The organism is Burkholderia sp. FERM BP-3421, assembly GCF_028657905.1.
GTDB lineage: Bacteria > Pseudomonadota > Gammaproteobacteria > Burkholderiales > Burkholderiaceae > Burkholderia.
In genome coordinates this window covers 80039-104254 of sequence record NZ_CP117782.1, presented here as the reverse complement: position 1 = coordinate 104254, position 24216 = coordinate 80039, and the positions used below count along the sequence as shown (strand labels likewise).

The 24216-nt window shown below is 64.1% G+C and carries 27 protein-coding genes, 1 tRNA gene and 3 pseudogenes; 14 read left to right on the top strand and 17 right to left on the bottom strand.

The genetic code is table 11. The features are described 5' to 3' along the window. Positions 1 to 2: 2 nt before the first annotated feature. Positions 3 to 299: a hypothetical protein gene (locus Bsp3421_RS16640; protein ID WP_274001690.1), complete on the bottom strand. Its 297-nt coding sequence runs from the start codon at positions 297 to 299 to the stop codon at positions 3 to 5. Between the two features lie 380 nt (positions 300 to 679). Here Bsp3421_RS16640 and Bsp3421_RS16635 point away from each other — a divergent pair, with 380 nt between their 5' ends. Next, a complete protein-coding gene (locus Bsp3421_RS16635; protein ID WP_274001688.1) occupies positions 680 to 1624 on the top strand; it encodes a Rossmann-like and DUF2520 domain-containing protein in 945 nt (314 codons plus the stop codon). A 75-nt stretch (positions 1625 to 1699) separates the two neighbouring features. Further along, complete coding sequence (locus Bsp3421_RS16630; RefSeq protein ID WP_274001687.1) at positions 1700 to 2263, top strand: YggT family protein; 564 nt, start codon at positions 1700 to 1702, stop codon at positions 2261 to 2263. A 22-nt stretch (positions 2264 to 2285) separates the two neighbouring features. Here Bsp3421_RS16630 and Bsp3421_RS16625 read toward each other — a convergent pair whose 3' ends face one another. From Bsp3421_RS16625 to Bsp3421_RS16615, 3 genes are all read right to left on the bottom strand, one after another. Then, entirely contained in the window at positions 2286 to 2633 is a 348-nt protein-coding gene (locus Bsp3421_RS16625) for a DUF190 domain-containing protein (RefSeq protein WP_274001684.1), read from the bottom strand. 25 nt (positions 2634 to 2658) lie between these two features. Further along, a complete protein-coding gene (gene crcB, locus Bsp3421_RS16620; protein ID WP_252985497.1) occupies positions 2659 to 3045 on the bottom strand; it encodes a fluoride efflux transporter CrcB in 387 nt (128 codons plus the stop codon). 118 nt (positions 3046 to 3163) lie between these two features. Then, positions 3164 to 3769 carry a GNAT family N-acetyltransferase gene (locus tag Bsp3421_RS16615; protein WP_274001683.1) on the bottom strand — a complete coding sequence of 202 codons (606 nt, stop codon included), beginning with the start codon at positions 3767 to 3769 and terminating at the stop codon, positions 3164 to 3166. Positions 3770 to 4118: 349 nt separating this feature from the next. Between Bsp3421_RS16615 and aspS the strand changes: the two genes are divergently transcribed. Further along, complete coding sequence (gene aspS / locus Bsp3421_RS16610; protein WP_274001681.1) at positions 4119 to 5390, top strand: aspartate--tRNA(Asn) ligase; 1272 nt, start codon at positions 4119 to 4121, stop codon at positions 5388 to 5390. A gap of 16 nt (positions 5391 to 5406) precedes the next feature. Here the strand turns inward: aspS and Bsp3421_RS16605 are convergent, their stop codons facing one another. The 5 genes from Bsp3421_RS16605 to Bsp3421_RS16585 all read right to left on the bottom strand — a co-directional run bounded on the left by Bsp3421_RS16605 (position 5407) and on the right by Bsp3421_RS16585 (position 10359). Next, entirely contained in the window at positions 5407 to 6261 is an 855-nt protein-coding gene (locus Bsp3421_RS16605) for an AraC family transcriptional regulator (RefSeq protein WP_274001679.1), read from the bottom strand. Between the two features lie 51 nt (positions 6262 to 6312). After that, positions 6313 to 7266, bottom strand: a complete 954-nt coding sequence (locus tag Bsp3421_RS16600) for a DMT family transporter (RefSeq protein WP_274001678.1) — start codon at positions 7264 to 7266, stop codon at positions 6313 to 6315. Positions 7267 to 7323: 57 nt separating this feature from the next. After that, a complete protein-coding gene (locus tag Bsp3421_RS16595; protein ID WP_274001675.1) occupies positions 7324 to 8292 on the bottom strand; it encodes a phytanoyl-CoA dioxygenase family protein in 969 nt (322 codons plus the stop codon). 7 nt (positions 8293 to 8299) lie between these two features. Then, positions 8300 to 9427 (bottom strand): fatty acid desaturase, encoded by a 1128-nt coding sequence (locus tag Bsp3421_RS16590; RefSeq protein WP_274001673.1) that lies wholly within the window; start codon positions 9425 to 9427, stop codon positions 8300 to 8302. A gap of 110 nt (positions 9428 to 9537) precedes the next feature. Continuing rightward, the gene (locus Bsp3421_RS16585; RefSeq protein WP_274001670.1) at positions 9538 to 10359 is read right to left on the bottom strand and encodes a hypothetical protein; all 822 of its coding nucleotides are present in this window, start codon (positions 10357 to 10359) and stop codon (positions 9538 to 9540) included. 414 nt (positions 10360 to 10773) lie between these two features. On the opposite strand from Bsp3421_RS16585, the gene Bsp3421_RS16580 reads away from it, so the two are divergent. Next, positions 10774 to 11454, top strand: a complete 681-nt coding sequence (locus tag Bsp3421_RS16580; protein WP_274001669.1) for an AraC family transcriptional regulator — start codon at positions 10774 to 10776, stop codon at positions 11452 to 11454. Here the strand turns inward: Bsp3421_RS16580 and Bsp3421_RS16575 are convergent. After that, the gene (locus Bsp3421_RS16575; protein WP_274001668.1) at positions 11451 to 12341 is read right to left on the bottom strand and encodes a sterol desaturase family protein; all 891 of its coding nucleotides are present in this window, start codon (positions 12339 to 12341) and stop codon (positions 11451 to 11453) included. The two genes, Bsp3421_RS16580 and Bsp3421_RS16575, sit on opposite strands and share 4 nt — an antisense overlap. Positions 12342 to 13054: 713 nt before the next feature. Here Bsp3421_RS16575 and Bsp3421_RS16570 point away from each other — a divergent pair. The 10 genes and pseudogenes from Bsp3421_RS16570 to Bsp3421_RS16525 all read left to right on the top strand — a co-directional run bounded on the left by Bsp3421_RS16570 (position 13055) and on the right by Bsp3421_RS16525 (position 17498). Continuing rightward, entirely contained in the window at positions 13055 to 13258 is a 204-nt protein-coding gene (locus Bsp3421_RS16570) for a cold-shock protein (protein ID WP_274001665.1), read from the top strand. Between the two features lie 171 nt (positions 13259 to 13429). Continuing rightward, positions 13430 to 13678, top strand: a complete 249-nt coding sequence (locus Bsp3421_RS16565) for a translation initiation factor IF-1 (protein WP_274001663.1) — start codon at positions 13430 to 13432, stop codon at positions 13676 to 13678. Between the two features lie 313 nt (positions 13679 to 13991). Further along, complete coding sequence (locus Bsp3421_RS16560; protein WP_274001661.1) at positions 13992 to 14279, top strand: hypothetical protein; 288 nt, start codon at positions 13992 to 13994, stop codon at positions 14277 to 14279. Between the two features lie 47 nt (positions 14280 to 14326). After that, positions 14327 to 14536: a hypothetical protein gene (locus Bsp3421_RS16555; protein ID WP_274001659.1), complete on the top strand. Its 210-nt coding sequence runs from the start codon at positions 14327 to 14329 to the stop codon at positions 14534 to 14536. Between the two features lie 33 nt (positions 14537 to 14569). Continuing rightward, entirely contained in the window at positions 14570 to 14782 is a 213-nt protein-coding gene (gene rpsU / locus Bsp3421_RS16550; protein ID WP_252985512.1) for a 30S ribosomal protein S21, read from the top strand. A 9-nt stretch (positions 14783 to 14791) separates the two neighbouring features. Continuing rightward, positions 14792 to 14998: a hypothetical protein gene (locus Bsp3421_RS16545; RefSeq protein WP_274001658.1), complete on the top strand. Its 207-nt coding sequence runs from the start codon at positions 14792 to 14794 to the stop codon at positions 14996 to 14998. Between the two features lie 491 nt (positions 14999 to 15489). Then, positions 15490 to 15564, top strand: a tRNA-Gly gene (locus Bsp3421_RS16540). Positions 15565 to 15803: 239 nt separating this feature from the next. Next, positions 15804 to 16013, top strand: a pseudogene (locus tag Bsp3421_RS16535) (Arm DNA-binding domain-containing protein); the annotation flags it as partial. A gap of 146 nt (positions 16014 to 16159) precedes the next feature. After that, positions 16160 to 16987: an AraC family transcriptional regulator gene (locus Bsp3421_RS16530; RefSeq protein ID WP_274001656.1), complete on the top strand. Its 828-nt coding sequence runs from the start codon at positions 16160 to 16162 to the stop codon at positions 16985 to 16987. Positions 16988 to 17072: 85 nt separating this feature from the next. Continuing rightward, positions 17073 to 17498: a cupin domain-containing protein gene (locus Bsp3421_RS16525; RefSeq protein ID WP_274001654.1), complete on the top strand. Its 426-nt coding sequence runs from the start codon at positions 17073 to 17075 to the stop codon at positions 17496 to 17498. 206 nt (positions 17499 to 17704) lie between these two features. On the opposite strand, the gene Bsp3421_RS16520 is transcribed toward Bsp3421_RS16525, so the two are convergent. From Bsp3421_RS16520 to tssI, 7 genes and pseudogenes are all read right to left on the bottom strand, one after another. Beyond that, positions 17705 to 17854 carry a hypothetical protein gene (locus tag Bsp3421_RS16520; RefSeq protein ID WP_274001652.1) on the bottom strand — a complete coding sequence of 50 codons (150 nt, stop codon included), beginning with the start codon at positions 17852 to 17854 and terminating at the stop codon, positions 17705 to 17707. Next, positions 17855 to 18953: pseudogene (locus Bsp3421_RS16515) on the bottom strand (IS3 family transposase). 70 nt (positions 18954 to 19023) lie between these two features. Continuing rightward, positions 19024 to 19406: pseudogene (locus tag Bsp3421_RS16510) on the bottom strand (transposase); the annotation flags it as partial. Positions 19407 to 19452: 46 nt separating this feature from the next. Beyond that, on the bottom strand, positions 19453 to 19776 hold the full coding sequence (locus Bsp3421_RS16505; protein WP_274001651.1) for a hypothetical protein: 324 nt from the start codon (positions 19774 to 19776) through the stop codon (positions 19453 to 19455). Positions 19777 to 19814: 38 nt separating this feature from the next. Beyond that, the gene (locus tag Bsp3421_RS16500; RefSeq protein WP_274001650.1) at positions 19815 to 20711 is read right to left on the bottom strand and encodes a lysozyme inhibitor LprI family protein; all 897 of its coding nucleotides are present in this window, start codon (positions 20709 to 20711) and stop codon (positions 19815 to 19817) included. Next, positions 20698 to 21132, bottom strand: coding sequence for a glycoside hydrolase family protein (locus Bsp3421_RS34435; RefSeq protein ID WP_443111610.1), 435 nt, complete (start codon positions 21130 to 21132; stop codon positions 20698 to 20700). Before Bsp3421_RS34435 ends, Bsp3421_RS16500 begins: the two co-directional genes overlap by 14 nt. Before the next feature lie 1616 nt (positions 21133 to 22748). Next, positions 22749 to 24140, bottom strand: a complete 1392-nt coding sequence (gene tssI, locus Bsp3421_RS16495; protein WP_274001649.1) for a type VI secretion system tip protein TssI/VgrG — start codon at positions 24138 to 24140, stop codon at positions 22749 to 22751. Between the last annotated feature and the right edge of the window lie 76 nt (positions 24141 to 24216).

The window sequence follows — 24216 nt, the reverse complement described above, 5'->3', positions numbered from 1 at the left end:
CCTCAACGCCGCCAGTACGGATGGCCGTAGTAGCCGCGGTGCCAGTACGGGCGACCGTAATAGCCGTGGCCATAGTAGCCGCCGACCACAACGGCGGGCGGCGCGTAGTAGGCGGGCGCCGGCGCATAGTAGACGGGCGGCGGCGGCGCGTAATAGACGGGCGGCGGCGCCGCATAGACCGGATAGGCGGGCGCGACCGGCAGACCAATGCCGATCCCGACCGACACGTGCGCCTGCGCGGCGCCCACGACCCCGAGACCCAACGCGGCGGCGGCAATGAACGGAATGAGCTTTTTCACTTCGGTTCTCCTGGCGGCGCGGCCGGAATGGCGCACCACATCACAGCAGCTGATTGCAGACTGTATGGCTGCAATGTAGCGAAAACCCGTATGACGATCCATGCCCATTTGTTGCAAATTGCAAGTCCTCCGGACCCCGCCGGCGCGCCCCGCCGCCGCACCGGATCCCGCGTCGGCGTGCTGTTCCGGCCACCTCGCGAAACGCTTACGTACCGATCGGTCACCCTTACCGATTTCCACGAGGCGCGCACGCCGCGCACCGTAATGAACGATTACAAATTTGAGACAAGACGTCGCACCGGACACCCTGCCGCAGCCCGGCAGCGGCCGCGCCGAATACGCGATACTGACGACTTTCGCCACCTTTCGACGAGCCTCCGATGACCCTCCCCGCCTCTCCCCGCCTCGGTTTCATCGGCGCGGGCCGCCTCGCGCGCTGCGTCGCGCGCCGTTTCGCGCGGGCCGGCTACGCCGTCAGCGCGGTCGCGAGCCGGGCGCCGGCGTCCGCGCAGGCGCTCGCCGCGCAGATCTCGGCGGAGTCGGGCGCGGCGTGCGCGGCGCTCGACACGCCGCAGGCGGTGGTCGACGCCGCCGACCTGATTTTCCTGACCGTGCCCGACGACGCGCTCGGCGCGCTCGCCGCGCAGCTGCGCTTCGATCCGGCGCGCGCGGCGGGACAGGCGCTCGTTCATTGCAGCGGCGCGTCGAGCGTCGCGCTGCTCGACCCGGCGCGCGACCAGGGCGCGGCGACGGGCGGGTTTCATCCGCTGTACCTGTTCGGCGGCGGGGACGCCGACCTGACGCGCATCGACGGCTGCTCGGTGACGATCGAGGCCGACGGCGCGCTGAAGGAACACCTGACCGCGCTCGCCGGCGCGCTCGGCTGCCATCCCCTGTCGATCCCGGCGGGCGGCCGGATGCTGTACCACGCGGCCGCGCACTACGCGGCGAGCTTCGCGCTGTGCAGCCTGTCCGAATGCGTCGAGCTGTGGCGCACGCTCGGCTTCGCCGAGGACGACGCGCTGCGCGCGCTGCTGCCGATGCTCGCGGGCACGATCGAGACCGCGCGCGACAAGGGCCTCGCGAATGCGCTCGCCGGCCCGGTGTCGCGCGGCGACGCCGGCATCGTCGAGCAGCAGCTCGCGCTGCTCGATGCGCGCGGCGGCGACCACGCCACGCTCTATGCGCTGCTGACCCGTCGCGCGATCGCGCTCGCGAAGCGCCGCGCGACGCCGCCCGCCGCGCTCGACGCCCTCGAACGCACGGTGGAAGACGCGCTCGCGCAGGCCCGGCCGGCGGGGTTCCCCGCCCGGGAAAAGCCGTGATAATGTGACGCCCGGTGTGCCGCCGCGTCGCGCGGCGGTCTCCCGCTACCTGATTGCATAAAAAGGATTCCAACGATGTTCGGCGAGATCGCCCGCTTTCTGCTCAATACCGTCTTCACGTTGTTCGGGGCCGCCCTGATCCTGCGCGTCTGGATGCAGGCCGTGCGCGTGCCGCCGTACAACCCCGTCACTCAGGCCGTGTTGCAGGCGACCAACTGGCTCGTGCTGCCGCTGCGCCGCATCATTCCAGGCGTGAGCGGCATCGATTGGGCGAGCGTCGTCGCGGCGCTCGCGACCGCCTTCGTCTATGTGGTGCTGATGGTGTCGATGTCGGGCGTCGACGTGATGGCGATGGCGCCCACCCTCGTCATCGTCGCGCTCCTGACCTTCGCGAAGTGGACGCTCCAGCTCGTGTTCTGGATGACGATCCTGATGGCCTTCCTGTCCTGGCTCAACCCGCGCTCGCCCGCGATGGCGATCCTCTACCAGCTGACCGCGCCGTTCCTGAACCCGCTGCGCCGCGTGCTGCCGCAGCTGGGCGGCATCGATCTGTCGCCGATCCTGCTGTTCGTGATCGTCCAGGTGCTGATCATGATCGTCACGCGCGCCGCCGTGTCGATGACGCTGTTCGGGATCTGAAGCCCCGCCCGGGGCCGCGCCGCTAACCCGCCGCGGGCGGCGGCGCATCGCCCAGGGTGTCGATCACGCCGAAGCGCGCGGGGATCAGCGTGTAGCACAGCCGCAGTTTCTCGCGCGACACCGCATCGATCAGGCGCGCCGCCTCGTCCTCGCTGACGACGAATTCCACCTCCACGGTCAGCGACCCCTGCAGCTCGAAGAAGCGGTCCGCGTGCAGCACGTGATGCTGGCCGAAGCCCGCCATCGCGCGAAACGCCGAGCCGCCCGCCACGCCCATCCCGCTCGCGGTCTCGAGCAGCCATTCCCACAGCGGCTTCCAGTGCAGGCGATGATGCTCATGCACGTAGAAGCGCAACAAGATCCTGTCCATGCGTACCTCCCCGCCCGGGGCCCGCTCAGCCGGCGACCAGCCACGCGCGGGCGGTCCACATCCCGAGCCCCGTCAAGACGAACGATCCTATTAAGTGTAGGACGGCCACCGTCATCGCCCAGCCGTATTGCCCCTCCATCACGTGCGTGACGACCTCGGCCGAATAGGTCGAGAAGGTCGTCAGCCCGCCCATGAAGCCGGTGATCACGAACAGGCGCCATTCGGGCGCGAGCCCCGCCCTGGCGGTAAACACGACCGCCGCGATGCCGATCAGGTAGCCGCCGATCAGGTTCGAGGCGAGCGTGCCGAGCGGCACCTCGGGCAGCACCGCGTTCAGGCCGATGCTCAGGAACCAGCGGAGCAGCGCGCCGAGCCCGGCGCCGATGAAAATCGCGAGAATGGAGTAGATCAAGACGAACCCTTCCGAATGAGGACGGCGGCCCAGCGCGGCCGCGCGGCGGATCGGGATCTACTTTATGCGCAGCCGCGCCCGGTTCGCAAGCGCGCGGCCGGGCGCGGCGCGCTCACGGCTATGCGTCGTCCGCCCCGGCCGCTTCGGCGCACGTCGCGGGTTCGACGCCCGCCCGGCCCGGGAACGCCCGGAAATCGCGCCGCAACAGGCCGAACTCGACCAGGTCGTGATATCTGCCGCCCCAGAAGCCCGCCTCCCGCGTATAGCCCTCGCGCGTGAAACCGAATGCGGACAGCACGCGGATCGACGCCGCGTTGCCCGGATGCACCGACGCATCGATGCGATTGAGCGCCATCTCGTCGAAGCCGTACGCGAATACGGCCGTCAGCGCTTCGCGCATGTAGCCGCGCCCCTGTTCGGACGCAGCCAGCTCGTAGCCCGTCGTGCAGCGTCGCCAGCCGCGATTCCACTTGAACAGGCCGCAGGTGCCGATGAGCGCCTGGTCCTCGCGCCGGACGATCCCCCAGCGCGTGCCCGGGTTCGGCATCCTGCGCCAGCCCGCATAGAGTTCGACGAGCCGCGCCGCGTCGTCGGGCGTGGCAACCGGATCGGCGCCGTACCAGCGCATGTGCGCCGCATCCGCGTGGATCGCGAGCAGCGCGGGCGCGTCGTCGGGGCGCAGCTCCCGCAGGAGCAGCCGTTCGGTGTGCAGTTGGGGAAACACGATGGTCCGGGTGCTCCGCGACAAACAAACGAGTCGCACAGCATACCGGCCCCCAAAAGCCCGCGCCATGCGCGGCGTCATCGCCGCGCCGCTTTACAGCCGCCCCGTCTCTGCTCTATCGTCATGCGATGCCCTGACGCGCCGCCCTTTTCACGGCGCGCGGCCGCCCCTCTCGCCCACTCCGCGCCCCATGCCGCATTTCAGCGTTGCCCGTCGCAATAATCCGATGTCGCCTTTGGGTGACAGGAACGCGTTCGGCCGCTGACAAGCCCCCCTGCTCCACACCAAAGGCACTCGATCCCGAGTGCCTTTTTTTATTTCCGCGTCACTTTCATCCCACGAGGCCCTCATGCCGATCACCGTCCACGAAGCCCCCGCCCATCTCGGGCAAATCGTCAGCCTGTATCTGACGCTCGATACCTTGCGCGACCAGAAGCACCTGCAGTTCCTGCTCGCCCACGATGCCGGCGGCCCGCTGCAGCTCGTGGTCGACAAGGCCGCGCGCGCCTGCCACGCCGACATCCGCCACTGGCTCGCGGGCACCACGTTCCGCGCGACGGGCGAGCTGGTCGCCGCACCGCAAAGCAAGACCGCCGGCCTCGAGCTGCGCGTTCACGACGTGGCAGCGTTCTCGCTCGCGCAGGCGCGGCCGATCGGCCCGGGCAGCAGCCTCGACCTGCGCCTCACGCACCGGGTCGTCGACCTCAAGGCGCCGAAGTGGCTGTGCATGCTGCGGCTGCGCAGCGCGTTCGAGACGGCCTGCCGCGACTTCGCGCTCGCGCGCGGCTGCACCGAGATCCACACGCCGAAGTTGATGGGCCAGGCGAGCGAAAGCGGCGCGCAGGTATTCCGGGTCGCGTATTTCGAACGCACCGCCTATCTCGCGCAATCGCCGCAGTTCTACAAGCAGATGGCGATCGCGGCCGGGCTCGCGGGCGTGTTCGAGATCGGCCCGGTGTTCCGCGCGGAGGACAGCCGCAGCAGCCGGCACCTGACCGAATTCACCGGGCTCGACGTCGAGCTTGCCTGGGTGTTCGACGTACGCGAGGTGATGGCCTTCGAGGAAGCGATGCTGCGGCATGCGTTCGCACGCCTCGCGCCGTTCGCGGCCGAGGTGCGTGAGCATTTCGACATCGCGCTGCCGCCGGCGCCGAGCGTCACGCACCTGTCGCTCGCCGACGCCAAAGCGCTGCTCGCGCAGCACGGCATGCCGCTCGCCGCGGACGACGACCTGCCGGACGAAGGCGAACGCCTGCTCCACGCGCTGCTCGGACACGACCTGATCTTCATCCACGACTACCCGCTCGCGAAACGGCCGTTCTATCACCTGCGCGATCGCACGCACGGCACGACCCACAGCTTCGACCTGCTGTTCCGGGGGCTGGAAATCACCACGGGCGCGCTGCGCGAGCATCGCTACGAGAGGGTGCGCGCGCAGGCGATCGACAAGGGCATCGATCCGGAGACGCTCGCGCCCTACCTCGACACCTTCCGCTACGGCTGCCCGCCGCACGGCGGGTTCGGGCTCGGCGTCGAACGCGTGATCGCGAAGCTGCTCGGGCTCGCGAGCGTCAAGGAAGCCGCGTTCGTGCCGCGCGATCCGGAGCGGCTGACGCCATGACGCACCGCGCCGCCGCTCAGAACGCGGGCGCGGCGGCCGCTTGCCGGGGTTCGCACACGAACTGTCCCGGCGTGATGCCGAAGCTGCGCTTGAAGTGCCGCACCAGGTGGCTCTGGTCGAAGAACCCGACCGTGATCGCGACATCGGTCAATGGGCAGCCGCTGGAAATCAGCGCCTTGGATTTGGCGAGACGCACCTGGTTGAGGTAGGCGTGCGGCGTCAGCCCGGTCTGCTTGCGAAACGCGCGCAGCACCTGGAACGCCGACATGCCGGCGAGCGACGCGAGATCGCCCAGTTGCACGTCGGCCGCGTAATGCGCGTGGATGTAGTCCTTGATCTTGCCGATGACCGGCTCCGCGCGGCCGCAACGCGGCAGGCGCGCCTTGAGGTCGCCGTGGCGCAGGATCGCGCCCGCCATCAGGTCGAGCAGGCCCGTTTCCAGCGCCAGCGCCGCCGCGCCCGGCTGCGCGGCGCGATGGAAGTCGAGCGCGCGGCCGACCAGCGCGGCGTCGGCGACATTGCTCGCGGAGAAATACGCGGGCCGGTTCGACTCCGTGATCTGAAGCCGCAATCGTTCCAGCGCCTCGGGCTTCAGGTACAGCGCGCGATACTGCCACTGCCCGCCTTCGGCCACGCCGCCGTGGTGCGGCTCGTCCGGATTGAACAGGATCAGCGTGTCGCCCGTCGCGATGTGCTCGCGACCGTTGGTCGTGAAGTAACCCGCGCCGCCCTCCGTCATGCCGATCACCAGTTCCTCGTGCACGTGCGGCGCGAACGTCAGCGTCGCATAGCGCGCGTGCAGGAATTCGACGCCCGGCAGCGTCGGCAGCGTCCAGAACGCCGAAAGATTGCGTGGATCGCGTCGTGCCATGGCTTCGGTCCCTCGCGCTGCGCGCGCCTGGTCTGTCGTGATGAAGCGGCGTCATGTGAAGCGCGTGCGCGCCGCGCGCCACAGGCCGGCGAGCACGAGCGCCATCCCGAGCGCCTGCGGCGCGGGCGGCAGCGTGTTCCGGTAGAGGCATGCGTAGGCGATGCCAAACAGGGTTTCGAGCACGATCAACTGACCCACGAGGCTCATCGGCAGCAGGCTCGATGCGCGGTTGAAACAGATCGTGGCGAGCCACGACCCGCCCACGCCCAGCACCAGCGTCACGGCCGCGAACAGCGCGGGACTCTGGGCCGGCGTCTGGGCCGTGCGCCAGACGCCCGCGCCGGTCGCGAGCGCCTGCCACGCGGCCAGCACGAGCGCGAGCGCGAAGGTCGCCACGCCGATCGCGCAGGACCAGTGCGCACCGGACACCGACGGATGCGCGCGCAGGAAGCGCGCATTCGACAGCGCATACGCCGTCCAGATGACGACCGTCGCCGCCGCCGCGGCCACGCCCGGCCACGACAGCCGCGCGTCGCGCACGAGCCCGCCGCGCTGGACCACGAGCACCAGCGCGAGCCCGAGCGTGACCAGCGCGAGCGGCACGGCGAGCCGCCGCCAGGCCGCCGCGGACAGCGCGCGGCCGCCCGCGACCGACACGCAGATCGGCAGCAGCCCGATGATCGGGATCACGACCTCCGCGCCCGTGTCCTGCACGCCGAAGCTGACCAGGAGCGAGAACAGGATGTTGCCGGCCAACCCGTACGCGGCGGCGCGCGCCCACCCCGCGAGCCCGAGCGGCTGCGCGCGATAGCGCACGAGCAGCAGCGCGAGGGAGACCAGCCCATAGAAGAAGAACCGGCCGAAGGTGATCGCGAGCGGCGTGTACGCGTTCAGCACGAGCGGCGCGACGAACGAGACGCCCCACAGCGCGGTGGCGGCAACCATCAGCAGGACCGCGCCCGGCAACGACGACGGCCGCGCCTCACGCAACTCGGTGGCGTTCATGGAATCTCCGGTAAGCCCGCTCCGGCCGGTGGGCGCGCGCTCGATGCGGCCGGGCCGCTAGGCCGACGCCTCGCTCGAAACCGCGGAGACGAGCCGCCCGTGCGCATCGACGGGCTTCCACTCCTCCTCGAATTCCCGATTGCCGTTCGTTTTCATTATGCCCGGCAGGAATGCCTTCTGCGAACCGCCATGCGGATTCGAGATGTCGCCGTTCCAGCGGTCGTCGAGCGGCTCGTGCGCGAGCTGGTAGCGCGTGTCCGAGGTCAGCCGGCAGCGCCGCCGCGGCGACACGTTGTCGAGCGAGCCGTGCACGAGCCGCGTATCGAACACGATCACGTCACCCGCCTCGAACGGGCTCGTGAGCCAGCGGCCGCCCAGCGCATCCTGCAGCGCGAACGGATCCTCGCCGAGCCAGCCGATCTTGTCGCGATCGGCGTCGGCGGACCAGTACGCGTCGAGCGTGGTCGCGCGGTGGCTGCGCTCCAGCACGATCAGCGGCCCCTCGTCGAGCGACACCGCGCCGAGCGGAATCCATGCCGACCACAGGTTCTTCGTGCCGCGCCCGATGTACACGATGTCCGAGTGGATGCCGGTGCCCTCGCCCGGGCGGACGAAGCGCGGCCATTTGAAATCGAAGGTCGCCACCGCGCCGCCGAGAAAGCGCGCGAAGAAACCGAGCAGCGCCGGATGGGACACGACGTCGTTGTAGGCCTTCCCCGAGCGGATGCTCTCGGTGAACGCGAGCAGGTTCACCTGATCGATGAACGACGGCGTCTGCTGGATCGACTCCATCACGTCGTGGCCGTTCGAGTCGATCTCGCCCACGATCGCGTACTTGAGCAGGATCTCGCGCCGCGCGTCGAGCACCACCTGCGGATCCACGAGCCCGCGAAACAGCAGGTAGCCCTCGTCGCGCATCCGCTGATGCTGCGCGGACACATCGTCGAGGATGCCGTTCGACGCGTGCAGCGCGCCGACCCGCGCCGAACCGGTATCCAGCGTCTTGCCACGAAAGATCAGTTCCATAGTCTCCTCAGCCAGAAGATGTCGAAAGCCGCTCGCGGACAGCCGCAGCGGCCCGCGCGGCGTGGTGCGGCGGATGCCGCACGAGATGTGTCGAGCCCCGGGGATCGACGCAGGCGTCGAGGTGGTCGACGAGGCTCCCCCAGACGTCGATATAGCCGACCGGCCAGCCGGGCGCGCCGGCGATCACGTCGTCGCGCCGCGTGAACGCCGCGTTCGCCCAGTCCGAGCGCGGCCGCCGGTGATGCAGGTCGTGCTGCGACTGGTCGCCCGGCAACACCAGCAGCCGGTGCGGCAGATGCACGAACAGCACCCGCGCCCACCACATGAGCCAGCGCGCGACGCCCGCGCGCGGACCCGGCGCCGGATCGCCGCAGAAACGCCCGACGCAGACCCGCGCGATCGCCTCGCGCCCGGCCAGCGACGCCACGTCGTCCCACAGATGCTCCGAGTGATAATTGATCAGCGATGCGATCTGGAACAGCAGCACTGCCGGCACGACCCACGCGACCCACCACGCGAGCCAGCCGTGGTAATGCGTGAGCGCGACAACGAGCGCGGCGAGATACGCGAGCGTCGCGACGACGCGAAGCGGCGGGCCGGACAGGTTCGCGGCAAGGCGCGCGCCCAGGTAGCGCAGGTGGAAGCGCGGCGACAGGCAGGTCCGCGCGATGTAGCGCCGGAATGCCGCCCGCGACATCCCGCGGCGAAACCCCGTCGAGACCAGGAACACCACGTCGGGATCGCTGTCGAGACGCGGCACCGCGTGATGCTTCAGGTGTTCGCGCCGGAACAGGCCGAGCGGCGCCGCCAACAGCAGCGTCGACACGCACTCGCCCACCAGCACGTCGAGCCGGTGCACGCGCGAGTACGTATCGTGGGCGCAATAGTGCTCGGTCACCGTGTACAGGTCGCGCATCCCGTTGACGGTCAACAGCCAGGCCGGCACGAGCCCGAGATACGCGACGCCGCCGGCGCGCAGGCACGCGGCGCTCAAGCCCAGCCCCGCGAGCAGGATCGCGACGGCGGCGACCGTGCGGGTGAACGCGTTCCAGCGGAACAACGGCGTCTCGTCGAACAGCGGCATGCCCGTCAGCCAGGTCAGGAACGGCTGCAACACCCTGGGCAGACTCCGCATGCTTTCCCTCGGGCTCGCCAGCACCGCGGCAGGCACGGCCTCCCGCGGCCAAGGCGCAGCCATCCGCCTCTTGCGCAACCGATCCATGAACGGCCTCCGTCGTCGTGCGCTCAAGCCGCGATCCGCGCGTCCTCCCGATAGCCCGGATGCCCGGACTGAAGCAGCGACGCATCCAGCAGGTCCCACATGCTCGCGAGCGCATCGAGGAAATCCTGCGCCCCCTCGACGACGAGCGCCGCGTGCGGACCGTCGAGCGCCACCGCGACCGCCTCGCGCGCATTGCGTTCGTGCTGCTCCTCCGCGCCGACTTCGCCCCAGTGTTCGAGCAGGTAGTGCATCTCGGGCACGTCGAGATCGGTGCGGTACAGGCCGCTGTCGACCAGGCAGTGCTTTTCGCCGGGGATCAGCTGGCGATTCGAGATCATCTCGAGCGCGAGCGCGACGCCGAGATTGCGATAGGTGGAGGCGAGATCCGTCTGCTTGCGGCCGTCGAACACGGCCATCGCGCGGCGCACCTGACTCGTCAGGCCGCTGGCGTGGTCGTAGCCCGGCAGGCTGCCGAGCAGGCGATCGGAATACGCCTTGAGCCCCTGTTCCACCGCGTGCTGGTCGTACAGGTCCGCGAAGATCGCGTCGCCGGCCGCCTGGTTCACGATGTAACCCGCCATCGTCGCCAGCTCGGGGCCGTGGCCGCCCTCGCTCTCGACGATCTCCTGCATCAGCGTGCTCTGCTGGGGCAAGCCGTGTTCGTGCAGCGCGTCGGGGAAGTTCCAGCCCGGACGGGTCGCCGAACAGAAGTTCTGGATCTGATGGAACAGCGCGCCGACCACCTCGGGCGCGGGATCCGCTTTCGCCCAGTTGAGGAAGACCGGGTGGGTGTAGCAACGGTGGCTCTTGATGCTGCTGACCAGGCTATCGACGTTGACTGACATCATCAGCTCCTGTGCTGTGGGAAAGAACTTCTGGTTGGAACGGCCCTCGGATCACGCTCGGACGACCACGCGGCCGCGCGGTCGGTTTTTTGGCGCTGCCTTGCAGAACGACGGCCGGGCGCTTTCGTGACGCCCGGTGAACCGGAACAAGTACCTTGACAGCGAAAACTGAAACACCAATCTTCATTAATTCTTAAAATAGAATCGATTTCCCGCGACGCATCCAGTTTTATGCGCATCAAAAACGACGTATTGGATGAAATTGCACAAAATCGAAATAATGGCGTAAGGCGTCCGCCTATCAATTGAGCATCGATAAGCAACCCGATGAATTGAATCTTTTTAATCAACAAAACATGTGATTGACATGCGGCGTGGTTCGGCCGCACAAGCACGCACCAGAAGGGGGAGGCAGTGACGTCATCGGGTTGGTCCGGGGAGCTGTGGCTTGCGAAGGATTTCGCACTGATCGACGGCGCGGCCGGCGCGACCTCGATGCATGCGCATTACGCGCACCAGGTGCTGCTGTCGCCCGGCGGCGACGTCACGGTGGAATGCGATGGCGAAACCGTGCGCGGCGCGCGCGTGCTGATCCCGTCGATGCAGCGGCATCGGATCGTCGATGCGCCCGCGCGGCTCTTCACGCTTTACGCGGAGCCGCTCGCGATGTCGGCCGATGCGCTGCTCGACGCCGCGCGTCATGGCGCACCGTCGCTCGACGCACTCGCCGAGGCGCTCGCGCAGCGGCGGCGGCCCCTGCCCGACGATCCACGCGTCGCGCGGGCGCTCGCGCTGCTCGATGCGCCGTCGCCGGACTCCCTGTCCGCGCACACGCTCGCAACCGCCGCGCATGTGTCGGTCAGCCAGCTCGAACGGCTGTTCGGATCGCGCGTGGGGCTGCCGATCCGGCAACTGGTGCGCTGGCGACGGCTGTGCGTCGCGCTCGAACGGGCGCTCGGCGGCCAGACGTTGACGGCGGCCGCGCATGAGGCGGGCTTCGCCGATTCCGCCCATTTCTCGCGCACGATGCGCGCGCTGTTCGGCGTGCGGGCCGATGCATCGTTGCGCGCGATGCGGATCCGCAGCCTGCGCTAGAGACGCCGCGGCAACCCCGGCGGCGCGGCCGGAACCGGCGATGCGCGTTCGGGCCGGAACGGTTCGAGCAACTGGCGCAGATACGCGTCGGGATAGTCGGGCCGGGTGCCGATGCCGAGGTCGCGGCTGCCGATCCGATAGTCGCCGTCGACATAGGTGCCGAGCAGCCGGTCCCACACCGTCAGGAACAGGCCGAAATTGACGTCGCCCGCGTCGCCGTACTTCATGTGATGGAAGCGGTGCGCATGCGCCCACGCAACGACATGACGCAGCGGACCGGGCCGCATGTCCACGTTCGAATGCTGGAGCAGCAGTTGAATCGAGATGGCGAAGGCCAGCACCGCCGCGATCGACACGGGCATGCCGGTCAGGAGCAGCGGCGCGGTACCGGCGACGGCTTCCAGCGCCTGGTGCAGCGGGTGCTTCATCAGGCCGTTGAAGCCGTACATCCGTGTGACGCTGTGATGAACAGCATGCAGGCGCCAGAGGAAAGGCACGCGATGGCTCAGGTAATGCGCGAGCGTGATGCCGATGTCGGCTGTGACGATCGCGAGCATGAGTTGCGCGACCCAGGGCCAATGCTGCGGCCAAAGACCGGGAAACGGCGCGAACCGTGTGACGAGCGGCACCACGCACACGCCGAGCGCGTTGAGCGCTTCGTTCACGAGACCGTGCGCCATGTCGCGGGCCGTATCGGCGCGCGACCGGTTCCATTCGAGATCGTAGGCAAACCGGGATTCGCAGCAGAACGACAGCGCGAGCGCGACGGCGAACAACGCGATCAGCATCCAGGGCGGCGCGTGGCGGACATGGATCAGCCATACCGCGGCGCTGATCGTGCCGATGAAGAAAACAGGAGCGTAGAAGGTTCTGACGAGGAACTGCATGGACGGACTCCGCGGGTTGGACGAGCGAAGTGTTCCGTGCGGCGGCGCGGCGGGCTTGAACAAACGGCGCAAGTTGCGGGTTGCGGCGCGATGCATGAGGCCGTCGGCGCTTGCATGTTCGACACGCGCCATGTCAGCCGTGAACGGACAGGCTTGGCCTGCCAACCCGGACGGCCCTTACCGACCTCGACAACGCGCATGGTTCGCGGGAAACGAGGCCGCATGCAAGGTCGATGACGGCGGAGGCCTTGCCCGCGCACCGTGGATCGGAATCGTGGGATCCCGCTCACCTGAGCCTGACGAATCTCACCGAAATTTCATCCAGATACCTAAATATTGGCGACCTCGCCGCACAACAACAGCCAGGTGCGAGGAGCCGGACCCAGGCGCGCTCTGCTCGATCGGCGTCGCACGCAAACCTGGCCGATCGGTGTCGGCTCGAACGCCTCTGGATGTCGTGCCACGTTCATCCGGCGGTGCTCGCCCGAACGTGGCACGATGACGACGGCAAGCACACGACGAGGTCCGTGCTTCGGACGAAAGCGCTTGACGCCCCCCTTGACGAAGCGTACTGTGGCTCGCGAAGTATTCAAGAAGTGTGATTGCTGCTCACCATCGGCCGCGGCCTGCGGTATTCGTTGTCCTCTCCCTCCTTGAGACTTTTTCCGTGTCCTTTCGGGGCGCATATACTCGCCAATTTTCAGGAGATCTACATGGATACCGGCACCGTCAAATGGTTCAACGACAGCAAGGGTTTTGGCTTCATCACGCCCGACAACGGCAAGGAAGACTTGTTCGCGCACTTCTCGGAGATTCGCGGCGACGGCTTCAAGACGCTCGCCGAAGGCCAAAAAGTCAGCTTCGAGACGAAACAAGGTCCCAAGGGCCTGCAGGCGTCGAACATCACGCCGCTGTAACCCGCCTTAGTACCCAGCCCTGACCGCTGGCGCGCGCATCATGCGCGCGCCAGGATCACGCCCCGCCACCGCGGATATCCGATACCCCGCCCGGGGCGGGCATGATACGACCGCACCTTCCAGGCGTTGCATGCGTCCTTGCCGGCGCGCCCACGCGGCGTGTACCGAGCCGTGCGCGTATTCGATTTTGGAACTGGACGGCGTCGTCGGGAACTGGACGGCGTCGTCGACGAAGCGCTGCAGGACAACAGGTTTCGCGTGACGCCGGGAAACGGCGTGGTAGTCGCCCCATACGCATCGGGATATCGGGTCACGCCGGCGTTATCGCTCGCAGACTTGATCAGAGGCGGCATCAACTTCCGGCACAAGGACGAACACGCGTCGACCGCCTCGACGGGAAGACGATTCGTCCAGCGCTGACGGTCGGGCTGGACAACGTGCGCGAGTCGCCCCGTCGATCGCATGCCGGTCGCCCGCGCCGGTCGCCCGCGCATCCCTGCGGTGTCCGAAATTGCGATGGACATCCGGAGAACGATGCGCGTATGATCATTTCATCCGAGCACACCCTGGCCCTCCGGTGCTCGCCTCTTCACTACCCCCTTGCTGCGTCGCGCCGCCTTCCCCGCACGCACTGTTTGCCCCTTACACCCTACCTGTCGCGCCGCGCAGCGGCGATACCGGCTGAATGCGTTCGTCCATGCGATTCGTCGCAACCGAACGCCAGGATTTCATCATGAGCATGCATCTCTACCGTGGATTCGAGATTTATCCACTGATTTATCCCCACGTGCAGCCTTTCAACGGCTGCCCTCGCAACTATGACGCCGGCTTCGACGCAGCGGTCAAGATCTGCCTGCGCGGCACCGACGATACGCTGACGCGCAGCCAGACATTCAGGCTGGTCGACAACGCACCGTTCGAAACCGTCGGCAACGCACGTCGTGCTTCGCTGCGCTATGCCGAGGGCCTCATCGACAACGCCGGCGGCGACAACCCGGATTTCTTTTCCGACGCTCGCTGACGCGGTTCGCCGCGACAACGCGGCTTTCCGGCAATGAGGAGGAGGGCATGATCATCGACGAGCTTCTTCGCCTGATCGGACGAGGTCAGGTCGCCCGTGCCGACGCCGCCCTTCCCGCCGGAATTGCCGATTCCGGCTTGCGCCATCAACAGGAGTTGCAGATGTTCGCGGCAGTACGCGCACTTTCGCTCGGAGCCGGATATTCGGAGTTCGAATCTGACGAGATAGCAAGCGCCGTCATGACACGACTCGGCTGATTTCCCTTTCCAACGCTCCGAAGCAGGATCTACATGACAACCATCACGCTCAAGGTCAACGAACCGATCGACGTCGCACTCCGGCGCTTTCGACGCGACATCGAGAGAACCGGGCTGATCCGGGAATTGCGCGCCCGCACCGGCTATGAGAAGCCCACCGCGGAACGCAAGCGCAAGAAGGCCAGCGCCGTTGCGCGGCAACGCTTGCGGGCGAAGCGCATGCTGCCGCCCCGCAAGATGTACTAGGAGGACGTCGTGTCCGACCGGCAGACCGATTCCCACCCGTTCTTCCCGTTGACTAGATGCGAAGTCGATTTCGATCAGCAGAAGGACATGGTGACGCTGCTGCCGAGCTTCTACGCCTTCGGGTGCGAGTACACCAGCCGTGGTTTCCTGATCGGCCGCGACGATGCATTCAAGCTGATTGCGGCGCTTGAGAAGGCGTTGAGTGTCCGGGGGTAAAGCGGGCCGCGGTATAGATGGCTGGAAGGCAGATAGCCTTCGATACAGCAGGCCGGGTTGCGCGATTTCCTCGCCGGCCCGCAACGCGCCACCCGGCGGATGACGCGCTTCGCTGTGATGGCGATCGGATACGCGCGCGCATGATCGTGGCGGCAGAGGCCGTACATACTGCGACGGTCCCCGCGATTTAGACCATCCGACTACGGCCGGGCAACTCTCGGATCGGGAGTTTCACCTCCCGATAACTGCCCCCATCCCGATATCGGCACCCCGGTCGACGGCATGTATGGGAGTTCGATCGCTCCCCCGTCCCGCCACGAACAACCGACGGACGCCTCCGCAGAGGTGAATAGAACAATACGTGGCCCCTCAGGTACTTCACGACCAAGCCATGCCACCACACCATCGTCGAGCGATGCCTGCCCCGACGACAGCGGCCCAATCCACTCGCTTGCCCTTTCCACCCAATCCGCTGTAGAATCATTCGTTCTGCGGGCGTCGTATAATGGCCATTACCTCAGCTTCCCAAGCTGATGACGTGGGTTCGATTCCCATCGCCCGCTCCACCGCCTCAATCCACGGAGATCCGTGGACGTCCAGAGAAGTGGGTCAAGTCATTGATGCAATTGACTTATTGACCTGCCTTCGATTCCGGCGACAGCCACTGAAATCCGCTCCCAGCCGGGACTTTTAAGTCCAAAAACAAGTCCATTTTTACGGACATGGCTGATTCCGGATTGTGGATGGAGGCGCGCGGTTCATGTGACCAGCATCGAGTTCCTGACTCATGTTCAGGAGCAAGAGCATGGCGCTCTCCAACTTCGCAATTCGACAGGCCAAAGCCACCGGCAAGGCCTACACCCTCCCGGATCTGGATGGCCTCTGTCTGGCCGTGTCGGCGACAGGAGGCAAGGCCTGGCATTTCCGCTACTACTGGGCCGGCAGGCAAAAGCGGATGTCGCTGGGCAGCTACCCAGAGGTGTCCCTCCGCGAAGCGCGTGTGCTGCGCGACGAATGGATCGCTTACGAAGAAGCAACCATTTCTGTCAGTCGATGCAAAGGACGATGCGATCACTTCGACATGGAAGTGGGCCGCGTTCGGCGCGCTCATGTAGCACTCTGTAAAATCTCCCTGTGCTTCACTCTCCTTTGTGACTCGCCATGCTCCGAAAACCTGCATCCATACCCCCAGACTGGGTGGTGCGCGCCCAGCCGACAGAGGGCATCGAGCGCATCGAGGCCTGGTTTCGCGGCAAAGCTTACGCCATGCATCGCCACGATACGTACGCGATCGGCCGCACGCTCGCGGGGGTGCAGAGCTTCAGCTATCGACGCAGCCAGCGTGACAGCCTGCCGGGCAACACCATCGTGCTACACCCCGATGAAGCGCATGACGGCCAGGCGGGTACGGGCGAGGGATTCCGGTACCGCATGATTTACGTGGAGCCAGCACTTTTCCAGGACGTATTGGGTGGCAGGGCGCTTCCGTTCCTCGAAGGCGGTATAACGACTGATCGACGTATCGGGGCGGCAACGGAAACCTTGCTGCAACGTGTAGGCCATACGTTCGAACCGCTTGAACAGAGCGACGCGCTGGCCGAGCTTGCGCATGCGCTCGCCGCCGTCGCGGGCATGCCGCGCGAACGAGGCAAAGGCGATTATTTCGCAGCGCGCCGTGCTCGCGATTTTCTGCTCGCGAACTTCACGCGCATAGTCACGCTCGAAGAAGTGGAAGTCGCGACGGGCCGTGACCGCTGGAGCCTCTCGCACGATTTCCGCACGTTCTACGGCACGAGTCCGTATCGCTACCTCACAATGCGTCGGCTCGATGCCGTGCGGCGCATGCTGCTCTCAGGCATCTCGCTCGCGAGTGCGGCCGTAGACGCAGGCTTTGCCGATCAAAGCCACATGACACGTCATTTCCTGAAGACCTTTGGCCTTACGCCGGGGCGCTGGCTCCGGATTGTGAACAACGTGCCCTTCGGTTGAATCGTTACCCACAATCGTTCAATACAGCCCTCTGGTGGCTGAGTATTCTCGACGGCACATCTACACCGAACGGAGGGTACGAACGATGTCCATATCAACACATTCCGGCATAGGACCCGCCTCACGCGGTCAATGCGAGGCGATCGACCTGACTGGCAAGATCGCACTGATCGACGGGTACTGGCAACCGCGCGTAGTCGCGGAAATGAACGATTATCAGTTCAAGGTCGTAAAGGTCGAAGGTGAATTCGTTTGGCACAAACACAGCGATACAGATGAGACTTTTATCGTGCTGGACGGCGAATTGCGGATTGACTTTCGAGATGGGCCATCGGGCGACGGTTCTCTCGTGTTGCGTGCCGGTCAGATGGCCGTCGTGCCAAAAGGCGTCGAGCACAAGCCCTGCGCACTTGCCGGCGTGAAACTGCTGCTGATCGAGCCACGCGGTGTCGTGAATACCGGGGACAGCGCTCCAAGCGAGCGCACTGTGGTGAACGATCAGTGGATTTAAGGCCCTGCCTTTGAAAAACAGGGGGATGCCTCGCCCCCTTTGTTGGCCTGCACGGGGATGAGGCAAACGTCCGTTGCCCTTGGAAATCCGCCGGCCGCGCCCTGCTCGCGAATGACAGAAGGTGGCCGATAGCCGCCGATCACGACTGGCGGAAAGCGACTCACATGGCCATCCTCATGCATGTTTGTCGCCGCGCCACACCATCCTTAGCCGAACGCCGGATCATCCATCGACGGCGCCGTCAGCGACGCCGCCTGTTCGCTCAAAAAATACAGCGCGGCGAACAATCCCTCCGCCAGCACGGCATCAAGAGGCCAATGCCCCGGCTCTGACCTGAGGCTGAATTTTGTGACCAATCAGGCAGTGAGTCTCGTGTCGATATTATCGGAATCCACCAAGCTCGACGGACCGTGGCCGGAGGTTGATAGCGATGCGCGCTATGGGGCCGGCGCCCGTTGTAGAACTGCCGCCAGCGTTCGTTGGCCTCGGCACGGCTGCGGAACCATTCCCGGTTCAGCAATTCGTTACGCAACTTGCCGTTGAAGCTCTCGACGAACCCGTTTTGCCACGGACTGCCGGGCGCGATGAAGGCCGGACCGATTGCAGCGTCTCGCAGCCAGCGCATGACCTTGGCAGCGGTAAATTCAGCGCCGTTGTCAGACCGAACGAACGCGGGCTTGCCGTACAGCCGCATCAGTCGCATCAGTCGCGACAGCGTCAAGATCACATCCTGCGACCGCAAGCCGGCGCCGACTTCGATCGCAAGGCACTCGCGGGTGTATTCATCGATCACGCAGAGCATCTTCAACGCCCGCCCGTCCACTAACTGGTCGTGCACAAAGTCATAGCTCCATACCGAATTGGGTTGTGTCGCACCGGGCAGGCGAATGTCGTTGCCACAACGACGACGGCGCGGACGCCGCCGAGGAATGTTGAGTTGCAAGGCTCGCCACATTCGCCGCACGCGCGATTCGCCCATCGCCAGCCAGGCCGACATCCGCCGGTAGCCGAAGCGCGGCACTTCCTGCGCGGCCGCCATCAGTTGCTCGCCCAGGCTCCGATCCTTCTCCGGTTGCTTGAGCGTATAGGTAGCCACCCGGCGACTCAGCCCCAGATAGCAACATGCCTTGCGTTGCGAGAGACCCCGCCGAGTCAGAACTTCCAGCGCTTCGCGCCGACCCGTTGGGGGACTCATTTTTTTCGGCTGAATTCCTTCAGACCGTCGATCACCAGCATCTGCTCGGCGATCAGGCGCTTGAGCCGATCGTTCTCCGATTCCAGATCCTTGAGCCGGCGGGCGTCGGCCACATCCATGCCACCGAACTTGTTGCGCCAACGATAGAACGTCTGTTCCGAGATGTTGTGGCGCTTGCACAGATCCTTCACCGGTTCGTCCCGGCTTTCGGCCTCGCGCAAAATCCGGATGATTTGCTCGTCGGTAAATCGCTTCTTCATCGAGTTCTCCTTGCCTCCAGGATAAAAGAGAACTCACTTGCCAAATGGCTACAAGAAACGTCCCAGGTCAGTCCAGGACAGGCTGATAGCGATAAGCGCTGGCGCTCATGCCAATCACCCGCAACGCGCGTCGCTCGCTCAAGCCGCCGTGAGTCATATGGCGCACCAAGTCTCGGCGTGACGGTGCGCTCACCACTTTTTTCGCAGCGCCTCGCGGGTGACTTCATTCTCCAGCATCGATTCTGCGAGCAACTTCTTCAGCCGGTTGTTTTCCGCCTCAAGCTCTTCCAGGTGTTTCGCATCGGACACGCTCATGCCGCAGAATTTGCTGCGCCACTGGTAATAGCTAGCCTCGGAAAAACCATGCTGGCGGCAAAGCTCCTTGATTAGCAGGCCGGCCTCCACCTCGCACAAAAAGCCAATGATCTGCTCTTCAGTGAACCGCTTCTTCATGTCCAATCTCCTGACTACGTGATTGAACTCTAAAGCGTCGCGCTACTCAAGGATGGGGGACGTCGCACGGATCACCGACAGGATTATGAATGGCGGCATGCCCGTTGGGCTCTACATCTTTATTCCAGCAGGTAAACTGGAGCCTTACAGTTACTGCAGACTGATATGCATCACCCCAGCGGCCAGTATTCAATCTATTTTTAATATCCCGGGCGACGGCCATTTCTGACTCATGGTTTTGCCCTCGATTCTCGCCATAAAGCGTCATGGACAAATAGCGCAACCCTTCAAGATCGGGGTGATTTAAGTTTGAGATAAATCCAACTGAGTGAACATGGCAGTCAGATTGATCTGCCGGAAAGCCTGTCACCTTGCCCGCAACATGGCTCCCACTAAACCAACTTTTCCCTAGTCGATCGGCATATTAATTTCCCCAATCCTCTGCTCCATTGAGCCCGCTAAACAGGAGTTATCAGTGCCGCACGAATTTCTAATCATGAGCCATTTTTTTTGGCTGCTTTTCACATGCATCACTTCGCCGGGACTCTCCCTCTCAGTAGATTCCAGGAGCGTTCGATAGGCTGAAGCTACACCTCTATCAAGCCCGGAAAGTGCATGCGATTTACAAATTGCTCTTTCAGATTGGAGCCTTGCATTAATGCAAGAGAATGATGGCGATGGTCTGGCGTTGATTGGCACTCGCTTGAGTATCAAGATGGTTTCGCCATACCATCGGAGAGCAATTTCATCACTACTGATGAAGAATAACCAGGACCCGTCGGAGAAAATTTCATCACCATTTTGTGACGAGTGAATTGATCCATTCCAGGCCTCACCTGAGCAATTAATATGCAAGAAATTTACAACCCGTGACTCCGGGATATTAAGCTCGTAGTCCTTTGCTACCGATCCCGTGCCACTTAATTCATGCGCAAGGACTCGATTCAGCGTGCTGCCTACTACAACAGATTTCGATACGGCCACAGGATTGTGGCAGGGAATCGCTTTCTCGGGTGTGTTATTTACAATCTTGGAGAGACTGAAATCAAAGATTCTCCACCTAAGCATGGGGGAGTTCCAGCCATACTGGAACGTTCGAGATGACTGGGTATTGCGGTGGACTTCGCTAACCTCCCACTTCCCCAGCAATTCGATAGGTAGCTGTTGGGGAGGCTGAACTAAAGGGGAGGAATAGACAGCGCTTGCTGCGACCAGTGACACACAAGGAATAGCTCTTAGCATATTTCCCCAAAAAAGCGCAATTCGGCTGAAAGCACTGATTGAGTAATTCTCACGGAAGTTCAATTTTCACTCCATGATATTCGTAGCGACCATTGAGAAGGAGGTTGGTTTCATCATCCCTTCGCTTCACCAAACCGACAAACACTTTTCCTGCTGAAGTAACTCCTTCCTTTATCTTGCTGGTAGCATCAGTCAGATTGCCATCATTAATAAAACTGGTTACTGAAGACCATCGGCCCGCCGGATTGTAAGCAAAGCAAGTCAATGCATCGAACTCATGCTGCGCGAGATCGGAATCTACACTATCCCTAACCATCTTTTCGTAATGAGGAGCTATAAGACGAAGCAAGGCGAACTCTTGTTCTTCGGTTAGCGAAACAAGACTCTTATTGTTTTTTCGGAATTCATCGGCCGCCGTTTCGGTTAGGCCTGATGCCGCCGAAATGCTGGTTGCGACATCCTCAGAGAGACCAATTGAGATCATGTCGGAACGAATGCTTGCGGCACTTCGCATTTTCATGTCGTAGCCTGGACCAAGAGTGACGCCGCTGGCTCCTTTGGGCCAATGAAGAACGTTAGAAACACCTCTGAGGGTCTCTTGCTTGAAGATAAACCAAAATCCTCTCTCGGATAGTTTCGTGGCGGAATAACGAAGAAAATTACTTGAGATTGAAACTGGATGAATGTAGAAAGATTTATCGGTAGCAGGGATTCCGTCTATTTTTCCTTCAACGTCCTCCCACCAAAAAAGTTCCTGCATGCGAGATTTCTCGCTTTCCCATGCCGGCATGTCGGTCGGCGAGATCTGAGAGTCATACTGCTTCCAGGCCTCCGGATTGGCCTTCCACTCGCTGGGGTAGCGCAGGATGATCCGCGAGAGTTGCTGTACGGTACTGCGGCTGCGTTGGGCCGCCTGGAGTTCGCCCAACGTCAGCTTGCCGTCCGGGTGGGTGTCCAGAATGCTGAAAACCTGCTGTAGGGGCGCATCCAGCTGACTCTTCTTGAGTGGCATTTCGCCGCGCTGAAATGCAGCCATGTCTGCCAGGGCCAGGAAGTAGCTGCCGTAAGCGGCCGTTTGAGATTCGGACTCAATTATTGAAAAGTCCACCCATTCGTGTGGAGAGTGCAAGCTGATGCCTGTATGGCCTGCTTCGCCTGCCCAGCCCGTTGCACAGGTGGTGCTATCTCTAACTTGCACTTGCCACCAACGTTTTCCTGCTTCATCCAGTGCAAAGCCGATAGGCTCGGAGGTAGGATCCGGCGTAGCGGGGCGTGCCAGTTCCAAGGCCGAAATAGCAAAGTGATGAGGGACATTGCCGTTCTTGTAGCCGTTGGCGGTGAAGGCGAGCGGATAGCTATTCCAGCCGCTAAGATCTGATAGCACCAACCTCTCTTTCTTGAGATTCTTGAGGTCGTACAAACCACGGTAGGTAGTCGCCGCAATCCATACCGACTCCGCATTCGGCGTTGCGACACGAATGCCCCGATACACTGTAGCCTTGGCCTGTCCATCGGTGCCTCGATTGTTTTCGGCAACAAGATCCGTAGCGGTATAGGGATTGGTGTTAGTGTGTCGATACAGCTTTGTTTCTTGGGCTCCAGCCGGCAGCTTTGCTCGTCGCTCTATCCATTGCAGCTCAGCCACAGGTTTGACTTTCACATAGGTCGCCTCATCCGGCGGGATGCCATCAAGCTCCAGTACCAACCCTAGGCGGAGAACCCCTGTCTGGATGGGGGCCAGGACCGCATTGCGCAATTGTGCGCCGGGCGCTACTCGCAACACCGTCCTTTCTTCCGGTTTAGCCGCTAGCGCTGCGGCTCTACTCTTCTTCAAATAGGCCGGAAGGTCGGCGCCCGCGATGATCTCGTGGTGCAACATCTGGCGGGACGAGCTGGGGTCGACTACCCGGCGATACTCGCCCAAGTGCCCGAGCAATGCTCCTGCTTTAACCTTGATCGGGGTCTTGGGAACCACCACCTCATCAAAGGTCTCCGGCACCTGTGAGTGCGCCTCCAGCGCGGCAAGATGAGCCCAGCCGCTTATGGCGCGGGCCTCAATCGCGGCATCACCTGTCTTCGGAGGCGTTACGTTGCCTTCGGCTATCGATTGAACGCGTACCCATCCTTTCTGGATTTCGCCGCCAATGATGCGCGTACCGGGAGGCAGAATACCTTGAATAGGGGTTGTGCCACCTGCGGGCTGGCCATGTGCCCCCAGGTGGCGCCGGCGATGTTCTGCGAGACGCGGATCCAGCAAGAGCTGTATTCGTCCTGCTTGCCCAGGCGGTCCCACGGGAACTGCACCTTCACCCGGCCGTACTCGTCGGTGTAAATCTCCTCGTTCGGCGGGCCGACCACCACTGCGTTCTGCGGGCCGTCGATGCGCGGCTTGGGCAGCGGCTCGGCGCGCCACTCGGCGTCGTCCGGTACCAACTCGGCCTCATAGTGGTAGTGGGTGCCGGTCTGCGCCTCGGCGTTCTCTTCGGCCTGGCTGGTGTGCTGCTTGCCGCGGTGGACGATGCTGACCGGACGCCAGCCGCGGTTCATGTCCTCGCGCGGGTGGCCGGCAAGAGTGAAGGAGACACCCGGCTGCAGGCGCGGGTCGTCGCCTTCGACCAGGGCGATGCGCGCATCGCGGCGGTGGCCGCGCAGGCGGTTCTCGGCGAAGGGCTTGCCGGCCTCGTCGAACTTGGCGCGGGCGGGGTAGTCGTAGCGCTCGTAGCGGCGGCCCTGATGCTCGAGGTCGACGCCGTCACGGCTGTGCTGGTGACTGTAGCGGGGATGGTGGAAGGTGTAGTCGCGCTGGGTCTGGCGCGCGGTGCGCACGTTCTCGGTATAGGCGAAGCGGCGCAGCGCGGGCTGCGGCTGGTCGCCGCCGGGCGTGGGATTGTACTGCACCGGTTCGTCGCCCACGCGGCCGTGGATGAACAGGCGGTCGCTGTGGACGAGCTGGTGGCCCTCGGCGCTGTGGCGGAAGGAATAGAAAAAGCCTTCCTCGCGCATGATGCGTTCGATGAAGTGGTAGTCGGTGTCGCCGGCCTGCACGCAGTACTCGCGGGCCTGGTGCTCGGTGGTGTTGCGCTGCTCGTAGTCCTGGGTGAGACCGTGAGCCTTGAGAACGGCTTCGGTGATTTGCGGGACGGTGAGGCCCTGGAAGATGCGCCAGTCGGAGCTGAGCTTCAGGCGAGCGAGGCGCGGCTCGACCACGGCGGAGTAGCGCGTGCGCCGGAAACCGGTGTCGCCCTGAACGAAGGAGGACACGGCGCCGTGAATGTAGCGCACCGGGGTATCGCCATGCCAGACGGTCAGACGAGCGGGGCGGTCGAGTACCTGGCCGAAGTCGACCGTGGGGTTGGCGCAGGTCAGTTCGACTGCGAGGTGGAAGGTCTCGGACAGCGCTTCGTGGCACTCGAACTCGACGACCTCGAAGACGTCGCGTGTCTCGCTGCCGACAAGGTCGAAGGCGAAGCGCAGATCGGATTGGGTAGGCATGGCGGGCTCCATAGCAACCTGGGCCCTTGCCCGGGTTATCGCTCAGCTCAAGGTCGGCACGGCCGGCGCACTAAGC

What these genes read in the sequence shown, in the direction of transcription:
- Bsp3421_RS16590 (WP_274001673.1), bottom strand. Translation starts at nt 9,427, where the DNA reads ATGCGGAGTCTGCCCAGGGTGTTGCAGCCGTTCCTGACCTGGCTGACG.
- Bsp3421_RS16600 (WP_274001678.1), bottom strand. Translation starts at nt 7,266, where the DNA reads ATGAACGCCACCGAGTTGCGTGAGGCGCGGCCGTCGTCGTTGCCGGGC.
- aspS (WP_274001681.1), top strand. Translation starts at nt 4,119, where the DNA reads ATGCCGATCACCGTCCACGAAGCCCCCGCCCATCTCGGGCAAATCGTC.
- Bsp3421_RS16560 (WP_274001661.1), top strand. Translation starts at nt 13,992, where the DNA reads ATGAGCATGCATCTCTACCGTGGATTCGAGATTTATCCACTGATTTAT.
- Bsp3421_RS16570 (WP_274001665.1), top strand. Translation starts at nt 13,055, where the DNA reads ATGGATACCGGCACCGTCAAATGGTTCAACGACAGCAAGGGTTTTGGC.
- Bsp3421_RS16630 (WP_274001687.1), top strand. Translation starts at nt 1,700, where the DNA reads ATGTTCGGCGAGATCGCCCGCTTTCTGCTCAATACCGTCTTCACGTTG.
- rpsU (WP_252985512.1), top strand. Translation starts at nt 14,570, where the DNA reads ATGACAACCATCACGCTCAAGGTCAACGAACCGATCGACGTCGCACTC.
- Bsp3421_RS16530 (WP_274001656.1), top strand. Translation starts at nt 16,160, where the DNA reads ATGCTCCGAAAACCTGCATCCATACCCCCAGACTGGGTGGTGCGCGCC.
- Bsp3421_RS16585 (WP_274001670.1), bottom strand. Translation starts at nt 10,359, where the DNA reads ATGTCAGTCAACGTCGATAGCCTGGTCAGCAGCATCAAGAGCCACCGT.
- Bsp3421_RS16575 (WP_274001668.1), bottom strand. Translation starts at nt 12,341, where the DNA reads ATGCAGTTCCTCGTCAGAACCTTCTACGCTCCTGTTTTCTTCATCGGC.
- tssI (WP_274001649.1), bottom strand. Translation starts at nt 24,140, where the DNA reads ATGCCTACCCAATCCGATCTGCGCTTCGCCTTCGACCTTGTCGGCAGC.
- Bsp3421_RS16625 (WP_274001684.1), bottom strand. Translation starts at nt 2,633, where the DNA reads ATGGACAGGATCTTGTTGCGCTTCTACGTGCATGAGCATCATCGCCTG.
- Bsp3421_RS16595 (WP_274001675.1), bottom strand. Translation starts at nt 8,292, where the DNA reads ATGGAACTGATCTTTCGTGGCAAGACGCTGGATACCGGTTCGGCGCGG.
- Bsp3421_RS34435 (WP_443111610.1), bottom strand. Translation starts at nt 21,132, where the DNA reads ATGATCTCAATTGGTCTCTCTGAGGATGTCGCAACCAGCATTTCGGCG.
- Bsp3421_RS16555 (WP_274001659.1), top strand. Translation starts at nt 14,327, where the DNA reads ATGATCATCGACGAGCTTCTTCGCCTGATCGGACGAGGTCAGGTCGCC.
- Bsp3421_RS16525 (WP_274001654.1), top strand. Translation starts at nt 17,073, where the DNA reads ATGTCCATATCAACACATTCCGGCATAGGACCCGCCTCACGCGGTCAA.
- Bsp3421_RS16605 (WP_274001679.1), bottom strand. Translation starts at nt 6,261, where the DNA reads ATGGCACGACGCGATCCACGCAATCTTTCGGCGTTCTGGACGCTGCCG.
- Bsp3421_RS16635 (WP_274001688.1), top strand. Translation starts at nt 680, where the DNA reads ATGACCCTCCCCGCCTCTCCCCGCCTCGGTTTCATCGGCGCGGGCCGC.